Source organism: Arthrobacter psychrolactophilus (assembly GCF_003219795.1).
Taxonomy (GTDB): Bacteria; Actinomycetota; Actinomycetes; order Actinomycetales; family Micrococcaceae; genus Specibacter; species Specibacter psychrolactophilus.
Map to the genome: position 1 here is coordinate 72,944 of NZ_QJVC01000007.1, position 14,293 is coordinate 87,236.

At 62.2% G+C, this 14,293-nt stretch carries 10 protein-coding genes; all 10 read left to right on the plus strand.

Annotated elements, in window-relative coordinates; genetic code table 11:
* The first annotated feature begins 39 nt into the window (after nt 1–39).
* The 10 genes from CVS30_RS09635 (at nt 40) to ftsZ (ending at nt 14,225) form a co-directional block, all read left to right on the plus strand.
* A complete protein-coding gene (locus tag CVS30_RS09635; RefSeq protein WP_306418766.1) occupies nt 40–1,860 on the plus strand; it encodes a peptidoglycan D,D-transpeptidase FtsI family protein in 1,821 nt (606 codons plus the stop codon).
* Nucleotides 1,853–3,577: a UDP-N-acetylmuramoyl-L-alanyl-D-glutamate--2,6-diaminopimelate ligase gene (locus CVS30_RS09640; protein ID WP_110485120.1), complete on the plus strand. Its 1,725-nt coding sequence runs from the start codon at nt 1,853–1,855 to the stop codon at nt 3,575–3,577. Before CVS30_RS09635 ends, CVS30_RS09640 begins: the two co-directional genes overlap by 8 nt.
* Nucleotides 3,570–5,075, plus strand: a complete 1,506-nt coding sequence (locus CVS30_RS09645) for a UDP-N-acetylmuramoyl-tripeptide--D-alanyl-D-alanine ligase (RefSeq protein WP_110485121.1) — start codon at nt 3,570–3,572, stop codon at nt 5,073–5,075. Before CVS30_RS09640 ends, CVS30_RS09645 begins: the two co-directional genes overlap by 8 nt.
* A complete protein-coding gene (gene mraY / locus CVS30_RS09650) occupies nt 5,072–6,184 on the plus strand; it encodes a phospho-N-acetylmuramoyl-pentapeptide-transferase (RefSeq protein WP_110485122.1) in 1,113 nt (370 codons plus the stop codon). Before CVS30_RS09645 ends, mraY begins: the two co-directional genes overlap by 4 nt.
* On the plus strand, nt 6,166–7,719 hold the full coding sequence (gene murD / locus CVS30_RS09655) for a UDP-N-acetylmuramoyl-L-alanine--D-glutamate ligase (protein ID WP_110485123.1): 1,554 nt from the start codon (nt 6,166–6,168) through the stop codon (nt 7,717–7,719). Before mraY ends, murD begins: the two co-directional genes overlap by 19 nt.
* Complete coding sequence (gene ftsW / locus CVS30_RS09660) at nt 7,719–9,056, plus strand: putative lipid II flippase FtsW (protein ID WP_181419764.1); 1,338 nt, start codon at nt 7,719–7,721, stop codon at nt 9,054–9,056. The genes murD and ftsW overlap by 1 nt, the downstream gene beginning before the upstream one ends.
* A 14-nt stretch (nt 9,057–9,070) precedes the next feature.
* Nucleotides 9,071–10,180, plus strand: coding sequence for an undecaprenyldiphospho-muramoylpentapeptide beta-N-acetylglucosaminyltransferase (murG, locus tag CVS30_RS09665; RefSeq protein ID WP_110485125.1), 1,110 nt, complete (start codon nt 9,071–9,073; stop codon nt 10,178–10,180).
* Nucleotides 10,181–10,185: 5 nt separating this feature from the next.
* Entirely contained in the window at nt 10,186–11,658 is a 1,473-nt protein-coding gene (murC, locus tag CVS30_RS09670) for a UDP-N-acetylmuramate--L-alanine ligase (protein WP_110485126.1), read from the plus strand.
* Nucleotides 11,651–12,736 carry a cell division protein FtsQ/DivIB gene (locus CVS30_RS09675; RefSeq protein ID WP_110485127.1) on the plus strand — a complete coding sequence of 362 codons (1,086 nt, stop codon included), beginning with the start codon at nt 11,651–11,653 and terminating at the stop codon, nt 12,734–12,736. Before murC ends, CVS30_RS09675 begins: the two co-directional genes overlap by 8 nt.
* A gap of 319 nt (nt 12,737–13,055) precedes the next feature.
* Nucleotides 13,056–14,225 carry a cell division protein FtsZ gene (gene ftsZ, locus CVS30_RS09680; RefSeq protein WP_110485128.1) on the plus strand — a complete coding sequence of 390 codons (1,170 nt, stop codon included), beginning with the start codon at nt 13,056–13,058 and terminating at the stop codon, nt 14,223–14,225.
* Nucleotides 14,226–14,293 lie beyond the last annotated feature (68 nt).

Here is a 14,293-nt window from a genome sequence, read left to right on the forward strand (position 1 = left end):
TGATCGCCCCCAAAGCTAACAGCGCAAGGAACAGCAGCAGTGGCACAGAAACCGACCCAGTCAGCACACGGCGCAACTGCACAACAGCTCAATAAAGTCGGCCGAACGCGAATGCGTATCGGCTTTGTACTCATGATGATTGTGCTCTTGATCTTGGCGGGAAAGCTCATCCTGATCCAGGGCCTGGATGTTGGCAACATGGCACAGGCGGCCGAAGACCAGCGCACCGTGGTTCAAAAATTGCCGGCAGTCCGCGGCAAAATCGTAGATTCCAAGGGTCATGTACTGGCCGAAAGCATCATCCGTTACGACATCACCGTGGCACAAAACAATCTTGCCGAAGTCAAGGACTTCAGCCGGACCGAGGTAGACCCCAAAACAGGTGACAAGGTCAAGGCCACCTACACCGTCGATGAGGGTCTGGCCCAGCTGGCCAAGGTCTTGGATCTGAACTATGCCGACGTTAAGAAGAACGCCACGGGAACGGCGAACTTTAACTACATCGCCCGGGATGTCAGTCCCCTCGTGGAGAAGCAGGTAGCTGAGCTCGGCATTCCGGGTATTTACCCCCAAGCCATCACCAAGCGCGTCTACCCTATGGGAGCCGTTGGTGGCCCCCTCGTTGGCTTCCTTGACGCTGATGGAAATCCTTTGGCCGGTATCGAACAGACCATGAATAAACAGCTGACAGGTGTAGATGGCAAGCGCACCTTCCAGGCCGGAAAGAACGGCATCATCATTCCCACGGCTCCTGTCCGTACCGAACCAGCCGTCGATGGGCAGACCGTCACGCTCACCATCGATCAAGACCTGCAGTACTACGCCCAGCAAGCAGCACAGCAGCAGAAGGAACAGTACAGCGCCGACTGGGCAAGCATCACCGTCATTGAGGCCAAGACCGGCAAGGTCGTAGCCCTGGCTGACAGCGATTCCTACGATCCCAATAACGTGGGGGCCTCGGCCGTAGCCAATATTGGTTCACGCACCGTCAGCTCCGTCGTGGAGCCGGGCTCAACGAGCAAGATCATGACGGCCGCGGCCTTGGTCCAGGAAGGTCTCGCGACCCCCATGAGCCAGTACCTGGTCCCTCCCACGCTGAATATTGGCGGGCAGAACTTCTCCGACTCCTTCGTCCATGGCACGGAAAAGCGGACGCTGGCCGGCATCATCGCCGACTCCATGAATACCGGAACCGTCATGGCTGGCTCCAAGCTGTCGCTGGAGCAGTATTACAACTACATGCGCAAATTTGGCGTGGGCGAGAAAACCGGAATTCCTCTGCCCGGTGAGAGCCCCGGCATCTTGGCCAATTGGCAAAACTGGGACGGTCGTCAGCGCTACACCGTTCTGTTCGGCCAGGGTGTGGCCCAAACGCCGCTGCAGACCACCATGATCTTCCAGACCATCGCCAATAACGGCGTGCGCCTCAAGCCCGCCCTCATTGAGTCCTTCACGCATGCCGACGGCACCGTCGATCAGGTAGCCCAGGCACCCGGCGTCGAGGTTGTGAGCCCGGCAACCGCTCAGGCCGCCCGCGACATGCTTGAGGGCGTTGTGACCATGACCGACTACAAGGTCGTCAACGTCCCCGGCTACCGAACGGGCGGCAAGACGGGTACCTCTGAGGCTCCGGCGGATAATGGAGTGGGCTTTGACGGTTACACTTCTTCGTTCATCGGCATGGCTCCCATGGATGATCCGCGGTATGTGGTGGGTATTACTGTCCAACGCCCCAAGGGAAGCATCTACGGAGTCACACAGGGGTATACGTTTAATCAGGTGATGGGACAGGTCCTGCGCAGCAACGATGTGCCGCCCTCCACCACACCTGCGGTCAAGCCAGCTAAGTTCTATGAATAGCCGCCAAGACCCGAGCCGAGTAAAAGTGACAGAAAAGGATTTTGAGCACGTGCCTGTGAATACTTCAGCCGCCCCGCTCCGTCCGCAGCACCATCGTGGTGCGGATCTTGCGGGGCTGGCTGCCCTGGTGGGGGCCGCCCAGAGCGCCCCTGCGAGCATGGATGCTCCCGTGCGTATTAGCGGTGTCAGCCTTGACTCTCGCGCCATTTGCCCCGGGGATTTGTACGTGGCGCTTCCTGGCGCCCGCGTCCACGGCGCCAAGTTTGCGGCACAAGCCATCGCGGCAGGTGCCGTGGCGATTTTGACGGACGACGCCGGAACGCGGCTTCTCGGAGAAGCGCCGGTTCTCCCGGTCCTCACGGTGGCAGACGCCCGCGCGGTCACAGGAACGGCGGCGGCACGTGTGTATGGCAGCGGCGAATCGCCCCTCGAACTCTTTGCTGTCACGGGAACTAACGGCAAGACCACCACAACGTACTTCCTGAACTCCCTGCTCCGGGCGCTGGGAAACACCACCGGGCTGATCGGCACCATCGAGATCTTGGCCGGTGAAGAAGCCATTCCCAGCAAATTGACCACGCCCGAGTCAACAGACGTACATGCCTTACTCGCCGTCATGGCGGAAAAAGGGCTCAGCGCAGCCTCCATGGAGGTCTCCTCACACGCCCTGGCCTTTGGGCGCGTGGATGCCGTGAACTTCCAGGTAGCCGGATTTACCAACCTCACCCAGGATCACCTGGACCTGCACGGCGGCATGGAAGGCTACTTCGAGACGAAGGCGGCCTTGTTCACACCCGAGCACGCCCGCGCTGCCGTGATTACGGTAGATGATTCCTGGGGTCGCCGTATGGCCGCGGCCGCCACGGTTCCCGTTGTCACGCTCTCCACGAGGCCACAGGAGAGCACAGACGCTCCCGCCATGTGGCAGGTTCGCACGATTCGCCGCGAGGGCGTTGGCTCGCGCTTTAGCCTGTCAGGCCCCAACGGCGTTGTGCTCGAGGCCCACACCGGCTTGCCCGGGGACTTCAACGTGGCCAACGCGGCCCTGGCGTTGCTCATGGTGACCACCCGCCTGCTCGCGATCGCCGAGGACGCGGGATCCGGCGTCGAACTTTCCGTCAACAATGTGCTCCAGCGGGTCCAGGGTGCACTCGACCGCCACGACCCGTTCACGGTGGAGGTGCCCGGGCGCATGCAGCTCGTCGGGACCGCTCCTGTCGCCGTGGTGGATTTTGCCCATAATCCCGACGCCCTCGAACGTGCCCTCGACGCTGTCCGTCCCACAACCCCTGGTGCGCGCGTCATTGCCGTCTTTGGCGCCACGGGGGAGCGGGATGCCACGAAGCGTCCCATCATGGGTGCCGTTGTGGCGCGCGGAGCTGATGTTGTCATCATCACCGACGACGATCCGCACAACGAGGACCCCGCCGTCATTCGCGCCGCGGTGCTGGCAGGGGCACGCGACGCCAACACGCACGAGGGCCTGGGCCGGGTCGTTGAGGAATTTGATCAGCGTGCCGCAGCCATCGCCCGAGCCGTGGACTTAGCCACACCCCATGACGTGATTTTGGTTGCGGGGCGCGGCCATGAAGTTTTCCAAGAGGTCAAGGGTGTCAATATTTCCCTCGACGACAGGGTGGAACTACGGGCGGCACTGCTGGCCCACGGATTCCCCCTGACAGATGCAAGCAAGATAGAGTCCACAACTAATGATTGAATTTTCTGCGGCCCAGATTGCCGAACTGACCGGCGGCACCTTGACCGCTGGCACTGACCCGGCTACCTCCATCGAGGTGGCTAGCATCGCCACGGATTCACGCGAGGTGATCCCCGGGGGACTCTACGTCGCGAAAGCCGGCGAGAACGCTGACGGCCACGATTTCATGGCCCCCGCCTTTGCTGCCGGTGCCGTGCTGGCCCTGGCCGAGCGTGAGGTCTTAGCGGACGACGCCGGAACTCCCTTCCCCGCTGTCATCGTCGCCGACGCTGTCCTTGCGATGGGGACGTTGGCGGCCGAGGTGGTGCGCCAGATTCGCGCCCATTCACCGCTCACCGTTATCGGTATCACGGGCTCCGCCGGTAAGACCACGACGAAGGATCTGCTCGAGGGTATTCTCTCCGCAGCGGGCGCCACCGTGGCACCGATTGGTTCCTACAACGGTGAGGTTGGTGTGCCTTTGACGGTCTTCCGCGCCGTCGAAGACACGCGCTACCTCATCATCGAAATGGGCGCCACCAAGATTGGCCACATCGCTTATCTCAGCGGCATGGTCCACCCCGATCTGGGTGTCGTCCTGGGCGTCGGCAGCGCGCATGCGGGCGAATTTGGCTCCATCGACAACATCGCCACAGCCAAGGGCGAACTGGTTGAGGCGCTCACACCCGCCGGCCGGGCCATCTTGAATTTCGACGACGGCCGAGTGCGGGCCATGGCGCAGCGCTCCGGCGCACCCGTGACCTTCTTCAGCAGCGCCGACGCTGCCCCGGACGAGACGGCTCAGAGCACCGTGCAGGCTCGCAACGTTCGCACTAACGCCGAGGGGGAGCCGGAATTTGATCTGCTCTTCCCCGGAGAGGACAGCGAATACCAGGTCCACAGCAAGCTCCTTGGCCTGCACCACGTCACGAACCTGCTCGCCGCGGCCTCCGCCGCGCACGTGCTCGGTATTTCTGCCGAAAACATCGTGGACTCGCTCAACGAACAACGGGCGGCGAGCCGCTACCGCATGGAGCGTACGGATCGCAGCGATGGCGTGAGCGTCATCAACGACGCGTACAACGCCAACCCCGAGTCGATGCGTGCCGCACTGCGCACCTTGGCGGAATTGGGTGGCAGCGGGACACGCCGCACCTGGGCCGTGTTGGGTGAAATGCTCGAACTCGGCGAGGACTCGGTGCTCGAACACGACGCCGTTGGCCGTGTCGCCGTACGCCTGAATATTTCCCGCCTGATCGTGGTTGGCGCCGGTGCCAGGGCCATGCATGTGGGTGCCGTGATGGAGGGATCTTGGGGGGACGAATCAATGTTCCTGCCAGATGCCGAGGCGGCCTATGAACTTTTGAGCGCCGAATTGGCGCCCGGAGATGTCGTGTTGTTCAAATCATCCAATGGCGCTGGACTGCGCTTCTTGGGTGATCGGATAGCATTACCCACGGGGAATATCCCCACCAAGACAAGTGAACCCACTCCAGGTGAAAGGACTGTCCAGCCGTGATCGCATTGCTCATTGGTGCAGGTTTGGCCTTGGCCTTTGCCCTGGCAGGCACCCCGTTTTTCATTCGATTCCTCGTCAAGCAGGGATACGGACAGATCATCCGTGAGGATGGTCCCACCTCGCACCAGATCAAGCGCGGTACACCCACCATGGGCGGCACCGTCTTTGTTGGCGCTGTCGTGGCTGCCTACTTCCTGACGCACTTGATCGTGTGGTTGCTGAATCCGGAATGGACAGGCCCCACGGCCTCGGGCCTGCTCATGATCTACCTCATGGTGGGTATGGGCTTGGTTGGTTTCCTTGATGACTTCCTGAAGATCTCCAAGCAGCACAACACGGGCTTGAACCCTAAGGGCAAGCTCATTGGGCAGGCTGTCGTGGGTATTTCCTTCGCCGTCATGGCCCTGGGTTTCCCGGATGATGCGGGGCGTACGCCCGCCAGTACCTTCATCTCCTTCGCCCGCGATATTCCGGCCCTGAACCTGGCCTTTGCTGGCGCGGGTCTGGGCGTGGTGCTGTTTGTGATCTGGTCGAACCTGATCATCACGGCCGCCACCAACGGTGTGAACCTCACCGATGGTCTCGACGGTCTGGCCACAGGTGCCTCGATTCTCGTCTTCGCTGCTTACACGCTGATCGGTATTTGGCAGAGCAGCCAGGCCTGTGGATCTCACAAGCTGCCGAGCCAGACCGTGTGCTACGAGGTTCGTGACCCCCGAGATCTCGCCCTGGTGGCCTGCATCATGTTTGCGGCCCTCATCGGCTTCCTGTGGTGGAACACCTCCCCGGCCAAGATCTTCATGGGCGACACCGGCTCCCTCGCGATCGGTGGTGCCATGGCTGGTTTCGCCATCCTCTCCCGCACCGAAATCTTGCTCGCCATCATCGGCGGCCTGTTCGTTGTTATTTCCCTCTCGGTCATCATTCAGGTGGGCTTCTTCAAGCTCTCAAAGGGCAAGCGCGTGTTCCTCATGGCGCCGTTGCAGCACCACTTTGAGCTGAAGGGCTGGCGTGAGGTGACGGTTGTTGTCCGCTTCTGGATCCTGGCTGGCCTGATGGTCGCCGTCGGGCTTGGAGCTTTTTATGCTGAATGGATTGTTCGCCTGTGAGTGTTGAAGAAAACCGGCTTGAGTCGCTGACAAGTTGGGACGCCGATTGGTCTAAGTTGCGAGTTGTCGTCACCGGCATCAGCAAGACGGGCTTCTCTGTGGCCGACACCTTGGCCGAGTTGGGTGCCCACGTGGTGGTTGTTGCCGCGTCGGACGACGACGAGGCCCGGGCCAACGCCGATACCCTCAAGATCGTGGGGGTCCAGGAGGTCATCCTGGGCCAGGACACCTCCTGGGTCCTCCCACTCGTCGATGGGCTGCCCGCCGAACTCGTCGTGACGAGCCCCGGATTCAAGCCCAGCCACCCCTTGCTGGCCGCAGCCGCCGAGGCCGGCATTCCTATCTGGGGAGATGTCGAACTGGCCTGGCGCGTGCGCACCAAGGCTGGCCGAAAGACGGCCGAGTGGATCACTATCACCGGCACGAACGGTAAGACCACCACCACCACCATGGTGGAGTCCATGCTGCAGGCCGCAGGATTACGCGCCATCGCCGCCGGCAACATTGGTACGCCCATTCTTGACGCGGTGCGCGACCCCGAAGGCTATGATGCGCTGGCCGTGGAGCTCTCCACCTTCCAGCTGCACTGGAGTGAATCCTTGGCGCCGGTCTCGAGCGTGTGCCTGAACCTGGCCGAGGACCATGTTGATTGGCACGGCAGCTTTGAGGCCTATGCCGCTGACAAAGCCAAGATCTACGAAAATACGAAGATCGCCTGTGTCTTCAACGCCGAGCAAATCGAAACCGAACGCATGGTGGAAAACGCCGACGTTCAAGAAGGCTGCCGCGCGGTGGGCTTCACGACCGGTGTGCCATCGGTGAGCATGGTCGGCGTTGTTGAGGGCTTGCTCGTTGACCGTGCCTTCATTGCAGAGCGCAAAGATTCAGCCGCAGAGCTGGCCACCATGAGCGACATCGGTGACCTCGTGCCGCGCCATCTGGTCGCCAATGCTGCGGCCGCCGCGGCGCTCGTGCTCGCCTACGGTGTGACGCCGGCGGATGTGCGCCTGGGCCTGCAGAACTACCATACGGGCGATCACCGCATCCAGCCCGTGGCCAGTTCCGGTGGTGTCCTGTGGGTCAACGATTCCAAGGCCACCAACCCCCACGCCGCCTCGGCCTCCCTGGCCTCCTTTAAGCCCGTCATCTGGATCGCCGGCGGCTTGCCCAAGGGCGTGAACTTTGATGCGCTCGTGCAAGAACACGCGAAGCGACTCAAGGCCGTGGTGCTGATCGGGGCGGATAGCTCCGCTCTCGCGAGTTCCTTAGAACGCCATGCCCCCGAGGTTCAAGTCATCGTGACTCGGGCAGAGGGCGGACGGCATGCCGATGCCGACACGCTCCGCGGGGACGCCGTCATGGCCGAGGCCGTCGGGATCGCCGCGTCGCTGGCAGCCGACGGAGACACCGTGCTGATGGCACCGGCGTCGGCCTCCATGGATCAGTTCTCTTCCTACGCCCACCGAGGCCAAGCGTTTATCAACGCGGTTCGTGAGCTGTTGGAATCACAGGCAAGCGCCGATAAGGAGTCATAGTGGCTAGGACCCCCACACAGCCAGGCACATCCGCCGCCCGTGCAGCGCAGGCCAAGGCTGCTGGGGGATCCACTGCCAAGCCGGCTTCTTCCGTGTCGCCGTCGAAAAGCTCGACGGCGGCTGGCACGAAAGCTCCTGCCGCGCCTGTTGCTCCGGTCAAGTCCGCAAAAAAGTGGCAACGGATCTTTGGGCGCATCAATGCCCGTGCGGGACGCCCCAGTGCGTCCTATTACTGGATCATTGCCACCACGGTGGCGCTGACCTGCATCGGCCTGATGACGGTACTCTCGGCCTCAGCCGCAGAATCCATCTCCGAAGGCGCCGATCCGTACGCGCTGTTCGTGCGCGCCGCCATCTTTGCCCTCGTGGGCATGGTCGTCATGATGGCTCTATCCTTCGTCGGCGCCGAGGGTTTGAGAAAGATTGCCTGGCCCGCCATCATCCTGGCCGTGATCTTGTTGATGGCCGTGGTCTTTACCCCGCTGGGTAGGTCCGCCGGTGGTAACACGAACTGGATCAACCTCGGTGGCTCGCTGAGCTTCCAGCCCTCCGAGGCGGCCAAGCTCGCCCTGGCCTTGTGGATGGGTGCTGTCATGGCCCGCAAGGGCCGGCTCGTCTCCGATTGGCGCCACACCATTTTGCCCGTCGTGCCCGTCGGGATCGCCCTCGTTGCGCTGATTCTCAAGGGTGACGATCTGGGAACCGCCGTGATCGTCATGGGTATTCTCGGCGCCGGACTCTTCTTTGGTGGCGGCAGCAAGCGCGTCTTGATCCTGGCCATTGTGGTCGGCGCTGCGGCGGCCCTTATTTTGGCGGCCGTCAGTGGCAATAGAACCGCGCGCCTGGCTGGTTGGTTGGGTAAGTGTAATGACACGGACGGTCTCTGCGACCAGGCTCAGAATGGTTTGTACGCCTTGGCCTCGGGTGGCTGGTTTGGTGTCGGGCTGGGACAAAGCCGGCAAAAGTGGAGCTGGATTCCCGAAGCCCACAATGACTTCATCTTCGCCATTATCGGCGAAGAATTTGGGCTGCTGGGCACCATCGTCATCCTGGGGCTCTACGGGGTCTTGGCCTTTGCCATCTTCACCGTGGTCATGAAGCGCAATGACACCTTTGCCCGGGTCGTCTGCGGCTCGATTCTCTTCTGGGTCATCGGCCAGGCCGTGGCCAACATCGCCATGGTGACGGGTTTGCTCCCCGTCATCGGCGTCCCCTTACCCTTGATCTCCTACGGCGGTAGCTCGCTGATCATGGTGCTCGCGGCGATAGGCATCGTGTTGTCCTTCGCCCGCACCGATCCCACCGCCGCCATTAAAGAAAGAACCAAAAGCTCCTGATGTCGAAGACAAGAATGACTCGTTCAAGCAACGCCCCGCTATCTGTCGTGCTGGCCGGTGGTGGTTCGGCCGGTCATGTGAGCCCCTTGCTGGCCATCGCCCACGCGATCAAGGCCACCGTGCCGGAGGCGGCCATCGTGGCCGTGGGTACCAAGGATGGCTTGGAAACTCGGCTTGTTCCGGCGGCGGGTTTCGAGTTGGCCTTCATTGACCGTATTCCTTTTCCCCGCAGGCCCTCGCTCGATCTGCTCAAACTGCCTATGCGCATGAGCCGTGCGATTGCTACGGCCAAGTCGATCCTTCGGGATGCCAACGCCGATGTGCTCGTGGGTGTGGGCGGCTATGTGTGCACCCCCATGTACCTGGCCGCGAAATCCCTGGGCGTGCCCATCGTTATTCACGAGGCCAACACCAAGGCCGGCCTGGCCAATAAGGTGGGTGCCCGGTACACGACCTTCGTGGGCACCGCCTTTGCCGCGACGCAGATCCGTCACGCACATCTCGTGGGCATGCCCATGCGCAAGGCCGTGGCCACCCTGGATCGCGCTGCCGAACGTGCCGCAGCGAGGGAACGCTTGGGGCTCGACGCCGATCGGCCAACCCTGATCGTGACAGGTGGTTCCCTAGGTGCATTGCGGATCAACAAGGCCGTGGCCGCCTCACTCGAGGCCTTGGCCGCGGCAGGAATTCAGACACTGCACATCACGGGTAAGGGCAAGGCCGTGGAAACGGCTAGCGGCGAACTGCTCACCGCGCCCCTGTACCAGCAGAGGGAGTACGTTGACGGCATGGAAGATGTGTACGCGGCAGCCGATCTGCTGCTCTGCCGATCAGGTGCCGGGACGGTCTCCGAGGTGGCCGCCGTGGGCTTGCCTGCCGTCTTTGTTCCCCTGCCCATTGGCAATGGCGAACAAGCTCGCAATGCCGCCGAGCTGGTCGCCGCGGGCGCCGCGCTGCTGGTCGACGACGCGTCTCTGGATGCCGCATGGATCGCGGAGAACGTCATCCCGCTCTGCAAAGATGACCTCCGATTGGCCACGATGGGGGAGTCTGCGAAACATCTGGGCATCCGTGACGCCGCCGAAAGCATGGCGGCCATGGTTCTTGCCGCGAGCGGGAAGTAACCACCATGACCGAACAATCAAGCACTGAGGAAACAACCGCCGTGGCCTATATTCCACCAACACTCTCTGACCTAGGTCATGTCCACTTCATCGGCATGGGCGGGGCTGGCATGTCAGCCATTGCCCGGATCATGCTGGGCCAGGGCGTTCCCGTGAGTGGTTCGGACGCGAAGGCATCCGTTGGACTGTCCGAGCTGGGCGTCCTCGGTGCCACGGTGCACGTTGGTCAGGCTGCCGAAAATGTTGTCGGGGCGGACACCATCGTCATCTCGACCGCGATCCGGGACAGCAATCCGGAGCTGATGGCCGCTCGTGCCGCCGGCTTGCGCATCTTGCACCGTTCCCAGGCCCTCGCCGCCGCGATGGCCGATGACGCCGTCGTGGCCGTTGCCGGAACGCATGGCAAGACCACCACGACCTCCATGATCACGGTCATGCTCAAGGGTGCCGGCGTAGATGCCTCCTTTGCCGTTGGTGGCACGGTCCAGGGCTTGGGCGTCAACGCCGCTCACGGCGAGGCCCCGGTCTTCGTGGCCGAGGCCGATGAATCCGACGCGTCCTTCCTTAACTACCGGCCCAATATTGCCGTGGTGACTAATCTTGAGGCCGATCACCTGGATCACTACGGAACGGCAGAGGCCGTTTTTGCCGCCTTTGAGAAGTTCGCGGCCCTGATTCCGGCCGACGGTACGCTGGTTGCGTGCGCCGACGACGCCGGATCCCTCGCCTTGGCTGCCAAGGCGGCGGCTTCCGGAACACGTTGCCTGAGCTACGGATTCGCCGAGGGTGCCGATATTCGTTTGATTCCCAGCACGCAACAGGGCCTGCACAGCACGGCAACCCTTGAATTCCGTGAGGGATTGTTGCCGGGCGTCCAGGAGACCCCGTTGACCTTGCGTCTGCAGGTGCCGGGAAACCATAACCTCAGCAACGCCGCGGCCGCCGTGGCGGTTGCCGTGGCGCTCGGCGTTGACCTCGAGTCCTCCCTGCTCGCCTTGGCGAACTTCAGCGGCGCCGCCAGAAGGTTTGAGGCAAAGGGTGAGGGACGTGGCGTGAGCGTTTACGACGACTATGCTCACCACCCCACAGAGGTCACGGCCGCCCTCAAGGCTGCCCGGATCGTCGCGGGGGAGCACAAGGTGCACGTGCTGTTCCAGCCACACCTCTTCTCACGGACCCGCGAATTTGCTGCCGAGTTTGCCCAGGCGCTCGATCTGGCCGACACCGTGGCCGTGCTGGATATTTACCCCGCGCGCGAGGATCCCATCCCCGGCGTGACGAGTGAGCTCATTACGCGTGCCTTGCGTCAAGATGACGGATACGCCCCCGACGGCGCCGCCGCCGTGCGCCGACTAACAGATGGTGCCGCCGCGGGCGATATTATCCTGACCATCGGCGCCGGAGACGTGACGGAATTTGGCCCGGTGCTTGTTGCCGCGCTCAACGGTGACGGTCCGGTCAAGGGCAGTGATGGCTGAGCCACGCAAGCCTCGGGTCATCAAGACGCGGCAGTCGCCGGCCCCCGCCGCTCACGATCCTGCGCCGGACGTTACCGAGAAGACGGCCGTGCGGAAAACTAGCTCCAAGGTCTCTGTTGAGCCCTTGGTGACGGCACCATCGAAGAAGGAGGCAGCGCGTAAGATCCCGCGGCCTTCCCTCAAGGGGGCCGCGCTCAAGGAAAAATTGGCGCCGAAGCCGAAGCCGACGTCGCAGTCCGAGGCAAAGGCACAGCCGAGACCACACTCCAAAGACAGTGGAAAAGCCGCCACGGTCAAGACGGCCACAGCTGCTCAAGATGCACCTGGCGAGGATGCCAAGGTCTTGGCGTTCCCGGTACCGAGCTTCAAGCGGCGCCGACGCACCGTGTGGTATTCCATCGCTGGAGTGGCCGCGGTACTGGCGCTCGTCATGGGCATGGCCTTGTTCTCGCCTGTTCTGAACGTCAAGACCGTGGTCTTTGATGGTCAGAAATTGGTGGGGGAGGCAACTTTGCAGCTGGCCGTGGCTCCCATTGTGAACACGCCGTTGCCCCAGGTCAGTGAGGCCGAGGTGCAAGAACTGCTCAGCACGGTCGTGCAGGTGAAAAGTTCTCGCATCGAGGCACGACCGCCGTCGACTCTGCTGGTGCACATTGTGGAGCGCATCCCTGTGGCCCTGTTAAAAAACGGAGACGAGTACCTCCTGGTGGATCAGGACGGCGTGCAACTGGGCGCCACCAAGGATCCCACCACGGTGGCCTTGCCTCTGATCGATGGCGGCACGGCCGCCATCGGACAAGACACCTTCCGTGCCATGACCGCGGTCTTGTCGAACCTGCCGCAGAGTATTCTCGAGCAATTGGCCAACGCCACGGCGAAGTCGCCTGATGCTGTGGAGCTGGCCTTGTCTGACGGCCGTAGTGTCATCTGGGGCAACGCCAGCGACATGGAATTGAAGGCTCAAGTCCTTGAGGCTTTGCTCACGGCCCCGGCACCCACGGCCCCCGCAGGGAAGCCTAATCCGGCGCCGGCCAAGGTATTTGATGTCAGTGCGCCGCGTCATCCGGTGACTCGATGAGCGCTAAGGTACGCCAGATAAGGGATGATGGAGTGGGCTGTGGCACTGCAGCGGCCCAGCAGAGGGTCTTTTTTGGCGGATTCGGGCGACACGCGGCAATGGTCATTGCATGCGGCCGGGATGCACCATAGCGTCACTGGTAAGAGTTAGTTGACATAACTATAACCTTCAAGTTGAGGGTTAAGCTACTAAAGTTTCAAGCAAGACTTCAAGGTTACTCCGGAGATCGACGCCGGTGGCTTGATGGAGGAGCCGGAATCTTTGGCGGCAGCAGTAAATATTGATCTTCGAAGCAACATACGAACAAGGGACACCTAACGTGGCAGCACCCCAGAATTACTTGGCAGTCATCAAAGTCGTCGGTATCGGCGGTGGCGGCGTAAATGCAGTGAACCGCATGATTGACGTGGGTTTGCGCGGCGTTGAATTTATCGCCATCAACACCGACGCACAAGCGCTATTGATGAGCGACGCCGACGTTAAACTTGACGTTGGCCGCGAGCTGACACGTGGCCTTGGCGCCGGCGCCAACCCCGATGTGGGACGCCAGGCAGCCGAAGACCACCAGGAAGAGATCGAGGAAGTCCTCCGCGGCGCCGACATGGTCTTCGTGACGGCCGGCGAGGGTGGTGGCACCGGAACCGGTGGCGCGCCCGTCGTAGCCCGCATTGCACGTACCCTGGGCGCCCTGACCATTGGTGTCGTCACGCGACCGTTCACCTTCGAAGGCCGCCGCCGCGCCTCCAGCGCCGACGCTGGTATTGAAGCTTTGCGCGACGAGGTCGACACCTTGATCGTGATCCCCAACGATCGCTTGTTGTCCATCAGCGACCGCAACGTCTCCGTCATGGATGCCTTCCGCTCCGCTGACCAGGTGCTGCTCTCCGGTGTCCAGGGCATCACCGACCTGATCACCACACCGGGCCTGATCAACCTGGACTTCGCGGACGTCAAGTCCGTGATGCAGGGAGCCGGTTCGGCTCTGATGGGTATTGGTTCGGCGAGGGGCGAAGACCGTGCAGTCAAGGCTGCCGAGCTTGCCATCGCCTCGCCCTTGCTCGAGGCTTCCATTGACGGCGCACACGGTGTGCTGTTGTCTGTTCAGGGTGGCTCCGACCTGGGTCTCTTCGAGATCAACGAGGCTGCACGTCTCGTACAGGAAGTCGCTCACCCCGAGGCCAACATCATCTTCGGTGCCGTCATTGACGACGCCTTGGGTGACGAGGTGCGTGTCACGGTGATTGCCGCCGGCTTTGACGCTCCCGACGCCGTCGCCGAGGTAGCCGAGCCCGTCGTGGCTGTGGCTCCTCCGGTTCCTTCGGCCGTTCCCGCCAGCGCCACGGTCACTAACCTGAACCAGTGGGGTCAGCACTCCGGCAACAACGTTCCCGCCGATGGTGGCTTCGACGTTGAGCTTCCGGCCATCGTTGAACCGGATCTAAGTGGTCACCGTGCCGATGATCTGGATGTTCCGGACTTCTTGAAGTAGGAACACGCCTTACAAAAGTACGTCCCTGCGTCAGCGGCTTAGGCCGCTGACGCCACAAAGGTCAGGTT